The sequence below is a fragment of the Streptomyces sp. 2A115 genome, from assembly GCF_052245575.1.
Lineage (GTDB): Bacteria > Actinomycetota > Actinomycetes > Streptomycetales > Streptomycetaceae > Streptomyces.
Genome location: NZ_JBQQCG010000111.1, coordinates 16,512 through 33,180, shown reverse-complemented (window position 1 = coordinate 33,180; position 16,669 = coordinate 16,512). Strand labels below are relative to the sequence as shown.

Here is a 16,669-nt window from a genome sequence, read left to right as displayed (position 1 = left end):
ACCCCCCTCGACAAGCCACGGACGGTCCGCAGCCTCCCGGGCTACCGTTCGCCCCCGGTAGGGACTCGGCGGGGAAGCCGTGTGTGCGGGCCCGACCCACCACCATCAGTACCGGAAGCATCAGCACCAGCACACTCCACGGAAACGAGCCCGCGCCGAAGAGGTCGAGCAGGACCCCGCCGGCCACCGCGCCGCCGGCCATCGCCGCGTTCCACAACGTGACGAGCATGGCCTGCGCGGCATCCGCCGAGTCCCCGCCCGCGTCGGCCGCGGCCGTCTGGAGAAGACGGGGAGCGCCTCCCCAACCGAGCCCCCACAACGTCACAGCGGCGTAGACGAGGGCAGGGCTGTCGGCCAGGACGGCCGGCAGCGCGGCCGCCGAGGCGACCAGGGATGCGCTCGCGAGGCTGAGAGCGCGCAGGCGTCGGTCGATGTGGGCGCCCACGAACCAGATGCTCACCAGGGACGCGGCGCCGAACACCAGCAGCACGAGATCCGTCGAGTCGGCCATGCCGAGCCGGTCCAGGAACCTGGCGATGTACGTGTGGAGGATTGTGTGGGCCAGCACGAAGACCAAGGTCACGAACAGGGCCGGGGCCACGCCGGGGACGGTCAGGGCCCGCAGCATCGGGCCCGGCTCTCGAACTCGACCGGATGCCCGGCGCATCGACTGCCTCGCCCGCAACCGGGACGCCGTCGCCGCGTACCTCGAAGCGGTACGCGGCGATCGTCAGCCTGTCCCGGACTGACCGGGTCAGGCCGCCTGTTCCCGGGCGCGCTGGGCCGCCTCGCGTACGGAGCCGCGGTGCACGGGCCCGTGCCCGGGCAACAGGACGTCACCCGACAGCGCCTCGAAGATGTCCAGCGAGGCCAGTGCCGCGCTCCGTTCCCGGTGGAACATGTCGGGAAGCAGCTGCGGTCCCGCCAGGCGTGAGGTGGGATGACCGCTGACCAGTCCGTCACCCGATATCACGATCCCCGCTTGCGGCAGGTGGAAGGCGCAGTGGCCCGCCGTGTGACCGGGGGTGTGCACGGGAACGGGGCGGCCGGGCAGGTCGAGAGCGCCCTTGCCGGGAAAGAGCTGTGGCTTGGTGACCGGGACGTGGTCGGTGCCGCCGGACCGCAACGCGTGCACGGCCCACGGCGCAACGCCGGGCCGCCAGGCGTTCCGCAGGACCTTCCCGATGGTCACCTGATGGAGGAAGTCCCGGCGCGCGTGCGGGACTTCCTCCTCGTGGGTGTAGACCGGCGTGCCGTACGTACTGCTGAGGTACTCGGCCGAGCCCAGATGGTCGTTGTGGGCGTGCGTGATCAGCACGGCCGTGACCGCCTCGGGCGAACCGCCCACGGCCGACAGGGACGCGAGGACCTTCTCGCGGTCTCCGGGATAGCCGGTGTCCACGAGGGTGATGGCGTCCCCCTCGGTGAGGATCACCCAGTTGGTGTTGCTGCCGTGCACCAGATGGACGCCGTCGGCGACTTGGCGGATGTCTGCCCGCATGATCTTCCAGACCCTTGGAGATCCCCCTGACGGACACAGCCAAGCAGCTCGACTGCTGTGTCAGCGCAGCGGATCGGACGAAGTGCGCATCGACCTCAGCGCCAGGAGCAGTACGGCGATGTCGTCGAAGTAGGCGGGGTCGGGCAGCAGATCGGCCGGGAGTACGACATAGGCGATCGCTCCCCAGAACACCCAGCGGGGACCGGTGGGCAGCCCCGCCCGGCGGAGCGCGCGCCGGGTGCGGACCAGCCGGACCAGAAGGGTGACCGCCACCGCGAGGGCCGCTGCCAGCAAGGCCGCTACGACGAGAACCACAATCCACGCGTTGGTGTCCATGTGCCCTTCCTCCGGCCGGCCCGTTCCCCCTGTTCGCATGCCCAGGTTCGCTCCCGCCATCACCGCGGAGCCGGTCCGACACGCGACGCGGTGCGCCGGAACGCGGCTCTCGGCCTTGATGCAGCGTCAGGACCGGCTCTGCTACCGGATCGACCGGGCCGCCCGGCGGCTCGAAGCCCTGAGTGGACTCGAGCGCCGGCTGGAACCGAGATCACACGGACCCCTGCACACCAGGAGGGGTGACGCCTCGTCAACAGTGCGCGGGATTGGCGTGAATGACGCTGTTGCTCATGTGCTTGGAGATGCGCGAGCGTGCTGAGGCATGGATCGTGACCGGAGCAACGCCGCCTCCTCCCTCGCCCTCTCCCTCTCCCGTCGTCAACTCCTCGCAGCCGCGGGCGCCGCCGGTGCCGTCACCGCCATAGGCGCCCCGCCTGCCGGTGCGCGGCCGCGCACCGAATTCCCGCTGTCCTTCACGGCGGCCACCAACGGCTCGGCGACCCTCGCCCCCGGCGGGGACCGCCTGATCGCCGAGATCCAGAGCGTCCTGTGGTCGCTCCCGCGAACCGGAGGCAAGGCAGTCCCCCTCACTCCGGCGGGCCTCGAACCGAATCGGCCCGCGTACGCCCCCGACGGCAAGCTCATCGCCTTCTGCGCCTACCAGGGCGGCGGCTTCCACGTTTGGACCATGCGGCCCGACGGCTCGGACGTACGGCAGCGCACCGACGGGCCCTGGGACGACCGTGGACCCGCGTGGTCGCCCGACGGCACCCGCATCGCCTTCGCCTCCGAGCGCGGCGGCGACCCGGTGACCGGGAGCCCGTACCGCATCCATGTGCTGGACCTGCGCACCGGCGAACTGACCCGCGTCACCGGCCTCCCCGATCAGGAAGGCCCCTTGCAGGAAGGAACCTGGGAGGACTTCGACCCGACCTGGACGCCGGACGGCAGACGGATCCTGTTCGTACGGGCCAAGGGCGTCACCACCTCCACCGGCCCCGGACTCGAGTCCCGGACCATCGCCGCCGTCCCCGCCGAGAGCACGGGCCCGGTCGTCGCGGAGCACACCGAGACCACGGCGGCACAGGTCATGACCCCCGCCCCCGCACCGGACGGCCGACGCCTGGCGTATCTGCGGACCACCGCCGCGCCCAACGGCTCGTGCACGCTCGTCGTGGACGGCGAGCCCGTCGCCGTCGCCGGGGACATCGCGCCCGTGCCGCCCCGCTGGACGCCGGAGGGCGAACTGCTGCTCACCGTGGACGGCCACTTCACCCTCGTACGACCGGAAAAGCCGACGGAACCGGAGACGGTGCCCTTCGAGTGCGTACTGCCCGTGGAGCGGCCGCGCTACCGGGTCAAGGAGTACGACCTGGGGGAGGGGCGGGCGCGGCCGGTGCGGGGCATTCATCTGCCCGCGCTCTCGCCCGACGGGCGACACATCGCCTTCGCCGCCCTCAACTCGCTCTGGCTGGCGGAGAGTTCGGGCGGTCGGGCACCGGAACGGTTGCGGCGGTCGGAGCCCACCGGCTATCTGCTCTCGCCCGCGTGGGCGCGCGACGGACGTTCGCTGCTGTACGCCGACGACCGCGACGGACTGCTCGGCGTGTACCGGCGAAATCTGGCCACCGGAGAGGAGACCGCGCTCGCGACGGGCGGCCGGGTGCATCCGGCGCTCTCGCCCGACGGGACACGGCTCGCCTGCCTCGACATGACCGGCGGTCTCGTCGTGCGCGACCTGGCGGCCGGTACGGAACGGGTGCTCGCGGCCCCGCTCGGCGCGGGCGGTCTGCCCGGGCGGCCCAGCTGGTCGCCCGACGGCCGTTACCTGGCGCTCTGCGACCGCAACCGTCTCAACCTCCGCTTCCGGGAGGGCTACAACCTCATCCGGGTAGTCGACACCACCGACGGCACCGACCGGCTCCACCCCGTCGCACCCCACGTCTCCATCTCCGACCGATACGACTCAGGCCCCGTCTGGTCGCCCGACGGCCGCTGGATGGCGGTCATCGTCGAGTCCGCGCTCTGCCTGCTGCCGGTCGACCCCGACGGCACTCCGCGAGGCGCCCTGCGCACCCTCACCACCGAACCGGCCGACCATCCCTCCTGGTCCGGCGACTCCAAGACGCTGCTGTACCTGTCCGGCACTCGGCTGCGTCTGATCGATGTCGACGGCGGACCGGCCCGTACCGTCCGTGTACCGCTCGACCGGCGCAGACCCGTACCCGCCGACACGGTGGTGCACGCCGGCCGACTCTGGGACGGCACGGGCGAGTCCGTACGGGACGACGTCGACATCGTCGTACGCGGAGGACGCGTCGCCGCCGTCGAACCGCACCGGCGGCGCGGGGCGCTCCGCCGGATCGACGCCTCGGAGCGGACCGTCGTCCCCGGACTGTGGGACACGCACACCCACCCGTGGCAGGTGACCTACGGCGGACGCCAGACCGTCGGGCAGCTCACCTACGGCATCACGACCGCCGTGTCGCTCGGCGGCTTCGCGTACGAACAGGCCCGGATCCGCGAGGCAGTGACGACGGGTCAGCTCGCCGGGCCGAGGCTGCTGACCACCGGCGAGCTGCTCGACGGTGCCCGGGTCGCGTACAGCATGGGGCGTGCCCATGGGAGCAGGGACGGTCTGCGGCGTTCGCTGGAGCGGGGTGCGGCGCTGGACTGGGACTTCGTGAAGACCTATGTGCGGGCGCCGAGTTGGGTGATGGAGGAGTCCGCGCGGTTCGCACACGAGCGGCTGGGGGTGCGATCGGGCGGCCACATGCTCTCGCCGGGCGTGCAACTGGGCCAGGACCTGACGACCCATCTGCAGGCCACCCAGCGCGCCGAGTTCGGGCACGCGGTCACCGCGTCCGGGCGGGCGTACGAGGATCTGCTGGAGATCTACACCGCGAGAGGCGTCAACTTCGGCCTCATCGCGACGCCGTTCACCTCCGCGCCGCTCCTCGGCGCGGACCCGGGGCTCGCCGACGATCCCCGGGTGACCGCGGTGATGCCACCGTGGGACGCCGCGCTGGTCCGGCAGTCGGCGGGCGTACCGCCGACCCCCGCCCAGCTGGCGACCCTGCGCACCGAGACCGACATCTACCGGCGGATCCTGGCCGCGGGCGGCCTCGTCGCCCTCGGCACCGACCAGCCGCTCGTCCCCGTCGGCCTCTCCCTCCACCTCGGCCTGCGCGCGCTGCACCGGGGCGGCTTGTCCCCGGCGGCGGCCCTGCGCACCGCGACCGTGCTGCCCGCCCGGCTCTTCGGCGTGGCCGACGACCTCGGCACGGTCGAGCCAGGCAGACTCGCCGACCTGACAGTGGTCGACGGCGACCCGTTCACGGACTTCGACACCCTCGTACGGACGGTCTCCGTCCTGCGGGGCGGCGTCCCGTACACGACCGACGACCTTGTGGCCGCGTACGAGCCCGCCACTCGTCCCGCGCGGGGCGACGACGACTGGCTGGACGTGGGACGGCTGATGAGGCGCGACGGCTGCTGCGACTCAGGGGTCTGAGACGGTGGTCCCGCTCACGAACGGGACCACCGCCGGCCGGTCGGGCCATGGCGAACGCGTAGTGCGCCGTGCGATCCAGCGGATCGGCGGTCGCGGAGTCGTGCCGCCGCTTCATGGACTCGCCGCGGTCGAGGACGTCCGGCGTGCCGACGACCGGTGGATTGCCGGAGTTCCGTCCCGTGGCGTCGCGCACGCTCGGAAACTGACGCGAATGCCCACCGTCGGGCGGCCTAGGATCCGGACCGTGACCGACCGCCTGCCTCAGACCGACAGTGTCGTTCACCTGGTGCACGACGTACTCGGCACGGCGCAGATCGCCGGCGTCCATGCGCACGGTTCCGCCGTCCTCGGAGGCCTGCGGCCGAGCAGCGATCTCGACGTGTTCGTCGTCGCTCGGCGACGCACGACGGACCACGAGCGACGAACCCTCGTCCAAGGGCTGCTCGAGATCTCCGGCGATGGCGCCCGGGGCGGACCGGCCCGTCCGGTCGAGCTGACAGTCGTCGCCCAGCGCGACGTCCGCCCCTGGCGGTACCCGCCACGCTGCGAGTTCCTCTACGGCGAGTGGCTGCGCGAGGAGTTCGAGCGCGGCGTGGTGCCCGTCCCTGCGCCCCTGCCCGATCTCGCGCCACTGATCACGATGGTGCTGCTCGGCAACGCGCCGCTGTTCGGCACGCCGCCCGCGGAGGTCCTCGATCCCGTGCCGGACGAGGACCTCCGGCGCGCGATCGTCGCCGGCGTCCCGGAGCTGCTCGCCGAGCTCGCGTCGGACACCCGCAACGTCCTGCTCACCCTCGCCCGTATCCGGACGACCCTCGCAACCGGGACCGTGACCTCCAAGGACGCGGCAGCCGCCTGGGCGCTCGACCGCCTCCCGTCCCGGCACCGGCCCGTACTGGCCAGGGCGACGGCAGGCTATCTCGGGGAGCTCGGAAGCGACAGGGAGTCCTGGAGGGGGCTGATGCCGGAGGTTCGTGAGCACGTCGGTCACGTCGTCCGCGCGATCGAGCAACTAGCCGTGAAGGGCAAGTAGTTGGTGCTCAGACTCGCTCAAAACAAACCAGGAACCGCACCGTGCCGACCCAAAAGATCGTGCGCCGTCGCAACTAATGTGACGGAAGTGGACCACAGCGGGCGCCCACCGGTATACGCTCCCCGCACCCCACGTTCGATGCCGCGCGCGTGGGGGCCGGTCACCCCGGCCTGCTCGTGTGCGGGTTCAAAGGAGCCCCAACGCGAGAGCCATACCGTCCGGTCTGACGCTCCACCTCTCACCGCGACCCGGTGAGTCCAGCCGATCCCGGAAGTTCTGTGCATGCAGGCCCCACTCAACATTTGGTGTCCGACACCGGATGCGTACGCACGAACTGTGCGAACCGTTCCGGTACGGCGCCACGAATCCCCTTCCGGCCGGGAGCGAACGACGGCCCCAACCGCTCGGTGTTCAGGCGGCCGTCCGGTTTCCGCCAACTGCCTGTCCCCCAGTGAGGAACAATGAGCATGCGCGCCCGCACCACCGCAGTCGCGGCCATTTCCACGGTCCTGTCCCTCTCTCTCGCCTCATGCGGTGAGAGCTCCGACGCCGGCAGCGGCGGCGAGGGTGCGTCCATAGGCATCACAATGCCCACCAAGACGTCGCAGCGGTGGATCAACGACGGTCAGAACATGGTCAGTGAACTCAAGGGGTTCGGCTACACGACCACCCTGAAGTACGCCGACAACGACCCGAAGGCCCAGGTCGCGCAGGTCGAGGCCATGATCGACGCCGGTGTGGACGCCCTGGTCATCGCCTCTGTCGACGGACGCGCGTTCACCGAAGTCCTGAGCAAGGCCGAGGACGCCCGCATCCCCGTGATCGCCTATGACCGGCTGATTCTGGACAGTCCCGACGTCGACTACTACGCCACCTTCGACAACGTGAAGGTCGGCCAGCAGCAGGCCGACTTCATCACGGAGCGACTGGGACTCGTCAACGGCAGCGCCAAGGGCCCGTTCACCATCGAGATCTTCGCGGGCTCCCCCGACGACAACAACACGAAGTACTTCTACGACGCCGCGATGGAGGTCCTGGAACCGTACATCCAGAACGGCGACCTCATCGTGAGATCCGGCGAGACCGAACTCGACCAGATCAGTACCCCGCGCTGGGACGGGCCCACGGCGAAGAAGCGCATGAACAAGGTGCTCGACGCGAACTACGCCGACGAGAAGCTCGACGCGGTCCTCTCGCCGTACGACGGAATGTCGATCAGCATCATCGAGGCGCTCAAGGAGCACGGCTACGGCACCCAGGGCAAGCCGCTGCCCCTCGTCACCGGCCAGGACGCCGAGGTGCCGTCGGTCAAGTCGATCATCGACGGTGAGCAGACCCAGACCGTGTACAAGGACACCCGCGAGCTCGCGCTGGTCACCTCCTACATGGTCAACTCCGTGGTCCACGACAATAAGCCGGCGCTCAACGACAGGAGAACGTACGACAACGGGAAGAAGGTCGTCCCCGCGTACCTCCTGGAGCCCGTGAGCGTCGACAAGGGCAACTACGAGTCGACGCTCGTCGACTCGGGCTACATCAAGAAGGGCGACCTGAAATAAGGTGTCTCGGCGCACTGGGCGGGAGAGGTCTCCCGCCCAGTGCGCTTGTGGTCGCCGCGCCACTGCGGCCACTGTCTCCCGCGGTCGCTGCGCCCCACCGGCCACCGCTGCCTCCTGCGGTCATTGCACGCCGTGCGGCCGGAACTGGATGCTGATCCGGGGTCCTGCCGCCCGCGCGGTTTTGGGGATCGCGTGTTCCCAGGTGCGCTGGCATGAGCCGCCCATCACGATCAGGTCGCCGTGCCCGAGCGGTCTGCGCAGGGCGGCGCCGCCGCGCCGGGGTCGCAGGAGCAGGTCGCGCGGAGCGCCAACGGAGAGGATGGCGACCATCGTGTCCTCCCGCGCGCCCCGGCCGATCCGATCCCCGTGCCAGGCCACGCTGTCCCGGCCGTCCCGGTAGAAGCAGAGCCCGGCCGTGGTGAACGGTTCTCCGAGTTCGTCGGCGTAGTACGAGGACAGGGCGTCCCGGGCCTCGTCCAGGACTGGGTGCGGCAGCCTGTCGTCGGCGCGGTAGAACGCGAGGAGCCGCGGTACGTCCACCGTGTGCTCGTACATCTGTCGCCGCTCGGCCCGCCACGGAACCGTGTCGGCGAGTCGCGCGAACAGTGCGTCGGCCCCGTGCAGCCACCCCGTCAGCTGGTCGATCCACGCCCCGTCGCCGAGCACGGTCCGGCGCAGCCCGTTGAGCGGGGCCAGGACGACGTCGTCGCTCTGGTCGAAGAGTGAGCCCTGGAGGTGCGTGGACATACGTCCAGGCTACCCCCATATTCGAATGCGTGTGCTACCGGGCTGGTCGGGGTCCATGGCTCCGCCTTCGGCTGTGGTGGCTTCTGTGGCTCTGGCTTATGCGTCACGCCGCCCGCGTGAGTTTGCGGGTGAAGCGGTGCATGTGCGGGTCCAGGGAGCTCGGCGGCTCGGCGAGGACTTCTTCGGGGGTCAGCCATCGGATCGCGGTGAACTCCTCCTCGTCGTAGGAGGTGATGTCGGCCGGGTCGGCGCTGAGGACGTACCAGAGCGAGACGTCGGTGTGCTCGCCCTGCCCTCGGGTCCGGGTGACGGTGAGGAAGAAGGGCCGCTCTCCGGTGGCGGCGGCCGCGACGGCGGGGACGTGCAGTTCCTCGCCGCACTCGCGGACGACCGTCGCCCACGGGTGCTCGCCCGGATCCACGTGTCCGCCGGCGGGCAGTCACAGGCCGGCCTTGCGGTGTGCGACCAGCAGCATGCGCCCGCGCCACTCGTCGAGGACGACGAAGTAGACGACCAGGTGCGTCGGGGGGACGTCGGGCTTACGTGTCCGGTATAGCGGCGCACCACTGGCGATCCACTCGGCGGCGGTCTCCAGGTGGGTTCGCTCCAGCTCGTCCCAGGGCTCCACTTCCTTCAGGAGTCCGGCCAGCTCGATGCGGGAGGGCTCGTAGTGGTGTGGTGGCCGGCTGTTCTGGTCTCCTGAGTGGCTGTTGCCGTCTACTGAGCGGCCGCGTGGTGAAGTCATCCGCGCATCGTGCCAGGGAGGTATGACATGTGCGGCGTGCTCAGGGCGACGGCCCCCGGAAACGCGCATCCGGGGGCCGGCCCGCAAGGAGTTCCCTCTCCAAGGGAGCTCCCTCACCACCTGTACCAACGCGACCTGCCTCCCGTGGCCGTCGGGCCACGCATCAGGAAGCCGAGCAACCAGACGACGAGCACGGCGACGGCGATCCACCAGAGGACCTCCACGGCGAATCCCACCCCGAAGAGAATCAGGGCCAACAGGAGAACCAACAAGATGGGGACCATGACCTCCACCTCCTGAGAGGCCGAGTTCCCCGAATCGCCGCTCTACACGGCCGCCTCCGTACGGCGCCAGCCTCTATACGCCCCAGCCTGGCCCGTCGCTGCGCGGCAAAGGCTCCATGGGGCGAATGCATCCAGGCGTTCGCCGAAATGAATTCACATACTTCCGGGGTCGGTGCAGTTACGCCTCATTACCAGCCGATTGCATGACGTAACGGAATTAAGTGCATCGTTTGAGTCGTCCGAAGGTGGGCAAATGCCCTGTAAGTGCTTCGGACAGGAGGCACGTCCGTGGGAGCTGGTCCGCCAGATCGCGGGTGTGTCCCAACGGTCCGGGCGCGCGCTCCCATGGCGACTGTCCCTTCAGTCCCACTGAGGGAGATGCGACGCGCCATGCGAATCACCGTCAGAACGAAGCAACACCCCCACGACGACGCCCCCGACACGGCCGCGGACTTCGAAAAGCTCGCGGCCCTGCCCGAGGGCCCCGAGCGCCAAGCGCTGCGCGACGAGCTGGTCAAGGCCTGGCTGCCCATGGCGAACCGCATCGCCATGCGGTACCGGGGACGTGGTGAGTCCGTCGAGGACCTCTGCCAGGTCGCGGCCCTGGGCCTGGTCAAGGCGGTCGACCGCTACGACACCAGCCATGGCTGCGCCTTCGAGAGCTACGCCATCCCGACCATCACCGGCGAGATCAAGCGTCATTTCCGCGACCACATGTGGGTTCTCCACGTGCCGCGCCGGGTCCAGGACCTGCGCAACCGGGTCCGCTCCGCGGTGAAGGACCTGTCGCAGACGACCCCGGGCCGTCGGCCCACCGTCGCCGAGATCGCCGAGTACGCGCAGATGAGCGAGGACGACGTACGAGCAGGCCTCGAGGCCCTCGACAGCTTCACCGCCCTCTCCCTGGACGCGGAGCTGCCCGGCAGCGACGACGGCTACGCGCTCGGGGACGCGCTCGGCGAAGCCGACTCCGGGTTCGATCTGGTCGTCGACCGGGAGGCCGTCAAGCCCTGCCTGGAAGCGTTGCCGGAGCGTGAACGGACCATCCTCTACCTGCGCTTCTTCGGAGGCATGACCCAGAGCTGCATCGCGCAGCAGCTCGGCATCTCGCAGATGCACGTCTCCCGGCTGCTCAGCGGCTGCTGCGCCAAGGTGCGGGAGGAGACGCTCGCCGAAAGTGCCTGACAACAACAACCGGACCCGCGACGCCAGGCTGGGCCCTGCTGACAGACTCAGCCGCCCGTCGCGGGTCATTCCGGATCGGGCGGCGGAGCGGCGAGCTCACTGCCGAACCCTCCCGGGAGCGGTTTGCCAGTTCGCTGCCACTGTCCGAACTAACCCCTGAGGGCCGAAGGAAACCCCCTCACAGCGGCGGAGAATCATCCGGAATCAACATCCGGAATCAATGTGGGCCCGTACCGGTCGAGTGCGTCTTCCAGAGTGGCCCGGATATCGGGCGGGAGATCGCCTTTCTGCCCCCATATGATGATCAACTCGGCTACATTCCGAAGTTTGATGTTCGTGTGCTGGGAGACGTCCCGCAGCACGGCCCAGCCCTGGTCGGGAGTCACCCGCCCGAGCGCGACCATCATGCCGATCGCCTGGTCCACCACGGCGTGCGAGGTCACGGCCTCCTTGAGCTGGCCGATCTCCTCCTGCAACTCGACGATCCGGGGTATCTCCGTATCCGGGGCCGCCGTGGGCTCCGGCGGGTCGCCCGGTTCATCTGCTCCCGAGTGGGCGTCTGAGGTCATCGTCCCCTCCGGGGTGCGGGCGTGGGTCGGGATTTGTGCGTCGTGGTCCCGTCGCTGCGTGGTCTGAATCCATCGTCGCCACTCGGTCGGGCGTGTGCCAGTGCGGGGTGAGGCGAAAGCGGATCGATCAGTAACGGAACGTACTGAAACGTGCACGGATTGCGAGCTCGGTGTGCGGGGCGCAGGGTGGATACGGCAGTTCAACCCCCACAAAAGGACGGAAAGACCATGGCTAAGGCAAAGGGCAAGGCGAAGCAGATGAAGGGCAAGCTGAAGGAGACCACGGGCAAGGCCACCGATGACAGGTCCATGGAGGCCGAGGGGCGCGGCGAGCAGCTGACGGGCAAGGCCGAGGAAATGCAGGCGAAGACCTCCGAGCGCGGGAAGAAGTCCGGCCGGTAATACGGGACCGCTCGCGCGGAACGCCCCTGAACGGCCGTACCGGGCACAGCCCGTGCGGCTGCCGGGGGCGTTCTGCTGTGCTGAGCCGCGGAGGGATCTGTGGCCCCGTGGCCCCCTGAAGCCCATGACATCCATGCCTTCCGGGAGTCTGTGGGCTGGGGTCGGACGAGGGCAGGGGTGGGTGGGGCGGGGTGAGGAAGTGTGGTGGAGGGGCTGAAGGGCACTCGATGTCATGAAGGCGAGGGGCAGTTGATGCCCTGATGACACGGGCGCCGCCAAGCGACCGCGGTCGGCGCCGCTCACCTCCGGCACCCGCGAGGGCGCCCGGACGGAGGTCCCTCTCATGGCTGTTCTCGTCGAACCAGTGCACCCTCCTACGACCCTGATGGCGCCGCCGGGTGTCTACGAGCCGCAGGCGGACACGTTCCTCCTCGCCCAGGCCCTCTACCGCGAGGGAGTGAGCGCGGGGATGGACGTGCTGGACCTCGGCACCGGCAACGGAACCCTCGCGATCTGCGCCGCCCGCTGTGGAGCCCGGGTCACGGCGGTCGACATCGCCTGGCGTGCGGTCCTCACCACACGGCTGAACGTCCTGCGGTCCCGGCATCGCGTCACGGTGCGCCGTGGAGACCTCCTCGCCCCCGTCCAGGGCCGGACCTTCGACATGGTTCTCAGCAATCCGCCGTACCTCCCCACACCGCCCACCTCGCCGTCGGACGGCCGACGCGTCGAGCGGCGCTGGGACGCAGGCCGCGACGGGCGTGAGATCCTGGACCGTATCTGCGCCGACGTGCCGCGCGCGCTGCGTCCCGGAGGCGTGCTGCTCCTCGTCCAGTCTGGGCTCAGCGACACCGAGGAGACCCTGGACCGCCTGGCGGGCTCAGGCCTGCGGCCCACGGTCAGCGACCGGACGTACATACCCTTCGGTCCCGTGCTGCGTTCCCGTCTTCCGTGGCTCCGGGCGTCCGGCCGGGTCGGCACGCGCGAGGAGAACGAGGAACTGGTGATCATCCGCGCCGAGCAGACCTGACTGCACACCGACTCACCGGGTACCCGACGGTGCATGCGCAAGATTCTTCAACGCCCCATGAGGCGCAGGAAAGCAACCCGCACCGCGACCGAAGAGGCCCTGGAGGAAGTCAAGGAGCAGGGCCACGAGGACGACACGGACACCGCGGAAGGCCGCGGCGGAGGACCGGGCGACCCCATCACGCCGAGCCCCCGGGCGAACAAGGCCGCCGTCGACGGCGGCCACTCCGCCTAGGCGGCGCGCCCATCGGCCCCGGGCCGTCGCGATCTTACCGTCGGAGGGAGGGAAGTCCCGGTGGACCACACGCAAGCGCCCGTACTCGATGCCCTGCGGCGCTATCACGAGCGGGGTGAACTCGCCTTCACTCCGCCGGGCCACAAGCAGGCGCGCGGCGCGGACCCGGAGGCGCGGCAGACGCTCGGGGACGCCGTCTACCACTCCGACCTGCTGGCGTCCGGAGGACTGGACGACCGCCGCACGATCGGGCATGTGCTGATCGGTGCCGAGCAGCTGATGGCGGACGCCGTGCACGCCGAGCACACGTTCTTCACCACATGCGGCAGTTCTCTGTCGGTCAAGGCGGCGATGCTCGCCGTGGCGGGCCCGAACGAGGAGCTCGTCGTGGGACGCGACGCCCACAAGTCGGTGATCTCCGGCCTCATCCTCTCCGGGATCCGGCCCGTCTGGGCCGACCCCCAATGGGACCAGGAACAGCGCCTCGCCCACGCACCCGGCCCGGAGACCTTCGAAGAGGCTTTCGCCCGCCATCCCGACGCCCGAGGAGCCCTGGTCACCAGCCCCACCCCGTACGGGAGCTGCGCGGCCCTCGGGGAGATCGCGGAGATCTGCCACGCGCGTGGTCTCCCCCTCGTCGTCGACGAGGCTTGGGGCGCCCATCTGCCGTTCCACCCGGATCTCCCGTCCTGGGCGATGGACGCCGGCGCGGACATCTGCGTGACCAGCATCCACAAGATGGGCAGCGGGCTGGAGCAGGGCTCCGTCTTCCACCTGGGCGGATCACTGATCCGGCCGACGACTCTGCAGTCGCGCGCCGACCTGTTCGGCACCACCAGCCCGTCGGTCCTCATCTACGCGGGACTCGACGCCTGGCGCCGCCAGATGGTCCTGCAGGGCAAGACGCTGCTGGACGACGCGCTGCGCCTCGCCGAAGACGTCCGTTCCGCCGTCGACGAGATCCCCGGCCTGCACGTCCTCGGCCGCGACGATCTCGCGGGACCCGGACTGTCCGTCGACTTCGACCCCTTGCCCGTGGTCATCGACGTCAGCGGACTGGGTACGAGCGGCTACCGTGCGGCCGACTGGCTGCGCCGCGAGCACCGACTCGACACGCACCTGGCCGACCACCGGCGCATCAGCGCCCAGCTCACCCACGCCGACTCGCCCGCCACCACGGATCCGCTGCTCGCCGCCCTGCGTGACCTCTCCGCACACGCCGGGGAACTCTCGGCCGGGCTGCCGGAGATCGACGTACCGAGCGGCCAGGACATGCGGCTGGAACAGGCCTGCCGGCCCCGTGACGCCTACTTCGGTCCCTCCGAGCCCGTACCGCTGGACCGGGCGCCCGGCCGCGTCTCGGTCGAGATGATCACCCCGTACCCGCCGGGCATTCCGGCGGTCCTGCCCGGCGAACGGCTCACCGAGCCCGTACTGCGCTACCTCCGGACCGGTCTGCGCGGCGGAATGAACCTGCCGGACGCGTCCGATCCGGAGCTGCGCACGATCCGTGTCCGCAGGTGAACGCCGCTACGACCCATTGTCCCAACGCCGCCATGTCGGCATGTCGCCAGGTCTCCATGGCCCTATGTCTCCGCGTCCGCAGGTGGGCGCGACTACGCCGAGGGCCGTTCACGCACGATCTCCCGAGCCGTCTTGTCCTCGCGCAGCCCGAGGAACCGCGGGTGCCGCAGCATGCCGTCCCGGGTCCACTCCGTGAAGTCGATCTGCGCGACCAGTCGCGGCTCCGCCCAGTGGGGGCCCGCCTCACGCACCCGGTCGCTGAACGGCGAGGCGCAGACGCCGAGTTCGTCGAGGCGCTCGCGCAGCGCGAGGAGCGTTCGGTGGTCGAAGCCCGTGCCCACCTTGCCCGCGTACCGCAGCCTGTCCCCGTCGTAGTAGCCGAGCAGCAGCGCGCCGAACCCGACGCGGCTGCCTGCCGGTTCGGTGAAACCGCCGACGACGAACTCCTGCCCCTGAGAACACTTCAACTTCAGCCAGTCCGGCGAACGGCGGGGCTCGTAGCGGCTGTTCGCGCGTTTGGCGATCAGCCCCTCCCAGCCGCGGGCGCAGGCGTCGGTCAGCAGCTCGGCGCCACCCTCGTTGCGGTGCGTCGACATGCGCAGCGGGGCCCGGTACGCCAGGGCGCGGCGGAGCAGCGACTTGCGCGTACGCAGCGCGAGCCGCGTCGTGTCCGCGCCCTCCAGCCGGAGCAGATCGAACAGGTAGTACGTCACCGCGACCTTGCTCGCCGCGACGTCCCGGGGCCGGGTGAGGCCCATCCGCTGCTGGAGACGGGCGAAGTCGGTGCGGCCGTGCGCGAACGCGACGATCTCGCCGTCGATGGTGAAGTCCGTGCACGCCTGTGCGGAGAGCGCGTCGACGATCTCCGGATACGTCTCGTTGAGCCGCCTGCCGGTGCGGGAGAGGAGGCGGACTCGTCCGCTCTCCCGCACCGCCAGGGCGCGGACGCCGTCCAGCTTCCGCTCGAAGATCCACTCGCCGGGGAAGTCCCGCTGGTCGCTCAGCGTGGCGAGCATGGGCTGGGAGGCCAGCTCCACGCCGGGACGCGCGTCACGCAGCAGCCGCGTCTGGTCCGCGGACAGCGAGCCCAGGAGATCGGTCATCGCCGGTCACCTCCGTCCGTCGGCGACCTGCCGCAGGGTGCGGCCGCTGCGCACGGAGCGGGCCCGGCGCGGATCGGAGGTCCCATGGTCGCCCGGTCGGGCCCGCTCGTCGTCGGTCTTCACCAGCAGCCACGCCTCGTCCGTCGTGTCCTTCCCGTCGCCTTTCCCGCCGCGGAAACGGGTCAGGGCGTACCCGCCGTGCAGCTTGGAGCCGTCCAGCCAGAACGTGGCGTGCCCGCGCTCCAGCGCCTCCGCGAACGGCATGGACCGCCCACGACGGTCATGGCTCAGGGGCCGGTAGGTGCCGTGGTCCCAGACGATGACGGTCCCACCGCCGTACTCTCCCTCCGGGATCACGCCCTCGAACTCCTCGTACTCGAGCGGATGGTCCTCCGTGGGCACGGCCAGCCGCTTGTCCTGCGGATCGGGGGACGGCCCTTTCGGGACCGACCAGGATTTGAGCACGTCGTCGACCTGGAGCCGGAAATCGAAGTGTGTCGTACTCGCGTCGTGGATCTGCACCACGAAACGGAGCCCCTCGCCCGATGCCCCGTCCTGGCCGCGAGGTTCCTCGGTCCTGTCGAAGTCACGCTTGCCGCGGTAGGTCCGCAGCCCGCCCTTGTCCGGCACGTCCGGCTCCTTCCCTCGCCCCGCGGGCCGGCCGCAGGCAGTTCCGGCCGTCCCGCAGGCCCCGGGTACCCCGCACATGCCCGGCCGACGCAGATCCTTGGCGGTGAGCACGGGATCTGCGAGGCCGGTCCGCGGCGTAGACCCATCAGGGGTTGTCGCTGACGTTCTCGCCCTGCTTCCGGCAGACCGCCTCGAAGGACTGACCGGGCTGCAGCACCTCGGACGCCGGCCCGGCTCCTCGACCCGTACGGGGCAACTCCTTGGATCGCCCAT

17 protein-coding genes and 1 pseudogene are annotated in these 16,669 nt (G+C 70.3%); 8 read left to right on the top strand and 10 right to left on the bottom strand.

Annotated features, from left to right (window positions below; all coding sequences use genetic code 11):
• From ACTWQR_RS50045 to ACTWQR_RS50035, 3 genes and pseudogenes are all read right to left on the bottom strand, one after another.
• Positions 1-628 (bottom strand): annotated as a pseudogene (locus ACTWQR_RS50045) (MFS transporter); the annotation flags it as partial.
• Between the two features lie 126 nt (positions 629-754).
• Positions 755-1,501 carry an MBL fold metallo-hydrolase gene (locus tag ACTWQR_RS50040; protein WP_443234010.1) on the bottom strand — a complete coding sequence of 249 codons (747 nt, stop codon included), beginning with the start codon at positions 1,499-1,501 and terminating at the stop codon, positions 755-757.
• Between the two features lie 60 nt (positions 1,502-1,561).
• Entirely contained in the window at positions 1,562-1,837 is a 276-nt protein-coding gene (locus tag ACTWQR_RS50035; RefSeq protein WP_443234009.1) for a hypothetical protein, read from the bottom strand.
• A gap of 322 nt (positions 1,838-2,159) precedes the next feature.
• Here ACTWQR_RS50035 and ACTWQR_RS50030 point away from each other — a divergent pair, with 322 nt between their 5' ends.
• The 3 genes from ACTWQR_RS50030 to chvE all read left to right on the top strand — a co-directional run bounded on the left by ACTWQR_RS50030 (position 2,160) and on the right by chvE (position 7,943).
• Positions 2,160-5,351 (top strand): amidohydrolase family protein, encoded by a 3,192-nt coding sequence (locus ACTWQR_RS50030; protein ID WP_443234008.1) that lies wholly within the window; start codon positions 2,160-2,162, stop codon positions 5,349-5,351.
• 244 nt (positions 5,352-5,595) lie between these two features.
• Positions 5,596-6,384 (top strand): aminoglycoside adenylyltransferase family protein, encoded by a 789-nt coding sequence (locus tag ACTWQR_RS50025; protein WP_443234007.1) that lies wholly within the window; start codon positions 5,596-5,598, stop codon positions 6,382-6,384.
• 467 nt (positions 6,385-6,851) lie between these two features.
• Positions 6,852-7,943, top strand: a complete 1,092-nt coding sequence (gene chvE / locus ACTWQR_RS50020; RefSeq protein WP_443234006.1) for a multiple monosaccharide ABC transporter substrate-binding protein — start codon at positions 6,852-6,854, stop codon at positions 7,941-7,943.
• A gap of 120 nt (positions 7,944-8,063) precedes the next feature.
• Here the strand turns inward: chvE and ACTWQR_RS50015 are convergent, their stop codons facing one another.
• From ACTWQR_RS50015 to ACTWQR_RS50000, 4 genes are all read right to left on the bottom strand, one after another.
• On the bottom strand, positions 8,064-8,690 hold the full coding sequence (locus ACTWQR_RS50015) for an alpha-ketoglutarate-dependent dioxygenase AlkB (protein ID WP_443234005.1): 627 nt from the start codon (positions 8,688-8,690) through the stop codon (positions 8,064-8,066).
• Positions 8,691-8,793: 103 nt separating this feature from the next.
• On the bottom strand, positions 8,794-9,111 hold the full coding sequence (locus ACTWQR_RS50010) for an NUDIX domain-containing protein (RefSeq protein ID WP_443234004.1): 318 nt from the start codon (positions 9,109-9,111) through the stop codon (positions 8,794-8,796).
• Positions 9,112-9,129: 18 nt separating this feature from the next.
• Positions 9,130-9,435, bottom strand: coding sequence for a hypothetical protein (locus ACTWQR_RS50005; RefSeq protein WP_443234003.1), 306 nt, complete (start codon positions 9,433-9,435; stop codon positions 9,130-9,132).
• A 113-nt stretch (positions 9,436-9,548) separates the two neighbouring features.
• The gene (locus ACTWQR_RS50000; protein ID WP_443234002.1) at positions 9,549-9,719 is read right to left on the bottom strand and encodes a hydrophobic protein; all 171 of its coding nucleotides are present in this window, start codon (positions 9,717-9,719) and stop codon (positions 9,549-9,551) included.
• 390 nt (positions 9,720-10,109) lie between these two features.
• Between ACTWQR_RS50000 and ACTWQR_RS49995 the strand changes: the two genes are divergently transcribed.
• A complete protein-coding gene (locus ACTWQR_RS49995) occupies positions 10,110-10,904 on the top strand; it encodes an RNA polymerase sigma factor SigF (RefSeq protein WP_443234001.1) in 795 nt (264 codons plus the stop codon).
• A 194-nt stretch (positions 10,905-11,098) separates the two neighbouring features.
• Here ACTWQR_RS49995 and ACTWQR_RS49990 read toward each other — a convergent pair whose 3' ends face one another.
• Positions 11,099-11,473 (bottom strand): ANTAR domain-containing protein, encoded by a 375-nt coding sequence (locus tag ACTWQR_RS49990; RefSeq protein WP_443234000.1) that lies wholly within the window; start codon positions 11,471-11,473, stop codon positions 11,099-11,101.
• Between the two features lie 228 nt (positions 11,474-11,701).
• Here ACTWQR_RS49990 and ACTWQR_RS49985 point away from each other — a divergent pair, with 228 nt between their 5' ends.
• The 4 genes from ACTWQR_RS49985 to ACTWQR_RS49970 all read left to right on the top strand — a co-directional run bounded on the left by ACTWQR_RS49985 (position 11,702) and on the right by ACTWQR_RS49970 (position 14,663).
• A complete protein-coding gene (locus tag ACTWQR_RS49985; protein WP_443233999.1) occupies positions 11,702-11,875 on the top strand; it encodes a CsbD family protein in 174 nt (57 codons plus the stop codon).
• Positions 11,876-12,218: 343 nt separating this feature from the next.
• Positions 12,219-12,905, top strand: a complete 687-nt coding sequence (locus ACTWQR_RS49980) for a HemK2/MTQ2 family protein methyltransferase (RefSeq protein ID WP_443233998.1) — start codon at positions 12,219-12,221, stop codon at positions 12,903-12,905.
• A 33-nt stretch (positions 12,906-12,938) separates the two neighbouring features.
• A complete protein-coding gene (locus tag ACTWQR_RS49975; protein ID WP_443233997.1) occupies positions 12,939-13,139 on the top strand; it encodes a hypothetical protein in 201 nt (66 codons plus the stop codon).
• Positions 13,140-13,199: 60 nt separating this feature from the next.
• Positions 13,200-14,663, top strand: coding sequence for an aminotransferase class I/II-fold pyridoxal phosphate-dependent enzyme (locus tag ACTWQR_RS49970; RefSeq protein ID WP_443233996.1), 1,464 nt, complete (start codon positions 13,200-13,202; stop codon positions 14,661-14,663).
• A 92-nt stretch (positions 14,664-14,755) separates the two neighbouring features.
• Here the strand turns inward: ACTWQR_RS49970 and ligD are convergent, their stop codons facing one another.
• Together ligD and ACTWQR_RS49960 are read right to left on the bottom strand one after the other, a co-directional pair.
• Positions 14,756-15,766, bottom strand: a complete 1,011-nt coding sequence (ligD, locus tag ACTWQR_RS49965) for a non-homologous end-joining DNA ligase (protein WP_443233995.1) — start codon at positions 15,764-15,766, stop codon at positions 14,756-14,758.
• 6 nt (positions 15,767-15,772) lie between these two features.
• Positions 15,773-16,396: a DNA polymerase ligase N-terminal domain-containing protein gene (locus tag ACTWQR_RS49960; RefSeq protein ID WP_443233994.1), complete on the bottom strand. Its 624-nt coding sequence runs from the start codon at positions 16,394-16,396 to the stop codon at positions 15,773-15,775.
• Positions 16,397-16,669: the final 273 nt, after the last annotated feature.

Excerpts from the sequence above, each read along its gene's own strand:
- ligD (WP_443233995.1), bottom strand. The coding sequence starts at position 15,766 with ATGACCGATCTCCTGGGCTCGCTGTCCGCGGACCAGACGCGGCTGCTG.
- ACTWQR_RS50040 (WP_443234010.1), bottom strand. The coding sequence starts at position 1,501 with ATGCGGGCAGACATCCGCCAAGTCGCCGACGGCGTCCATCTGGTGCAC.
- ACTWQR_RS50030 (WP_443234008.1), top strand. The coding sequence starts at position 2,160 with ATGGATCGTGACCGGAGCAACGCCGCCTCCTCCCTCGCCCTCTCCCTC.
- ACTWQR_RS49975 (WP_443233997.1), top strand. The coding sequence starts at position 12,939 with ATGCGCAAGATTCTTCAACGCCCCATGAGGCGCAGGAAAGCAACCCGC.
- ACTWQR_RS50035 (WP_443234009.1), bottom strand. The coding sequence starts at position 1,837 with ATGGACACCAACGCGTGGATTGTGGTTCTCGTCGTAGCGGCCTTGCTG.
- ACTWQR_RS50005 (WP_443234003.1), bottom strand. The coding sequence starts at position 9,435 with ATGACTTCACCACGCGGCCGCTCAGTAGACGGCAACAGCCACTCAGGA.
- ACTWQR_RS49985 (WP_443233999.1), top strand. The coding sequence starts at position 11,702 with ATGGCTAAGGCAAAGGGCAAGGCGAAGCAGATGAAGGGCAAGCTGAAG.
- chvE (WP_443234006.1), top strand. The coding sequence starts at position 6,852 with ATGCGCGCCCGCACCACCGCAGTCGCGGCCATTTCCACGGTCCTGTCC.
- ACTWQR_RS49990 (WP_443234000.1), bottom strand. The coding sequence starts at position 11,473 with ATGACCTCAGACGCCCACTCGGGAGCAGATGAACCGGGCGACCCGCCG.
- ACTWQR_RS49980 (WP_443233998.1), top strand. The coding sequence starts at position 12,219 with ATGGCTGTTCTCGTCGAACCAGTGCACCCTCCTACGACCCTGATGGCG.
- ACTWQR_RS50015 (WP_443234005.1), bottom strand. The coding sequence starts at position 8,690 with ATGTCCACGCACCTCCAGGGCTCACTCTTCGACCAGAGCGACGACGTC.
- ACTWQR_RS49995 (WP_443234001.1), top strand. The coding sequence starts at position 10,110 with ATGCGAATCACCGTCAGAACGAAGCAACACCCCCACGACGACGCCCCC.
- ACTWQR_RS50000 (WP_443234002.1), bottom strand. The coding sequence starts at position 9,719 with ATGGTCCCCATCTTGTTGGTTCTCCTGTTGGCCCTGATTCTCTTCGGG.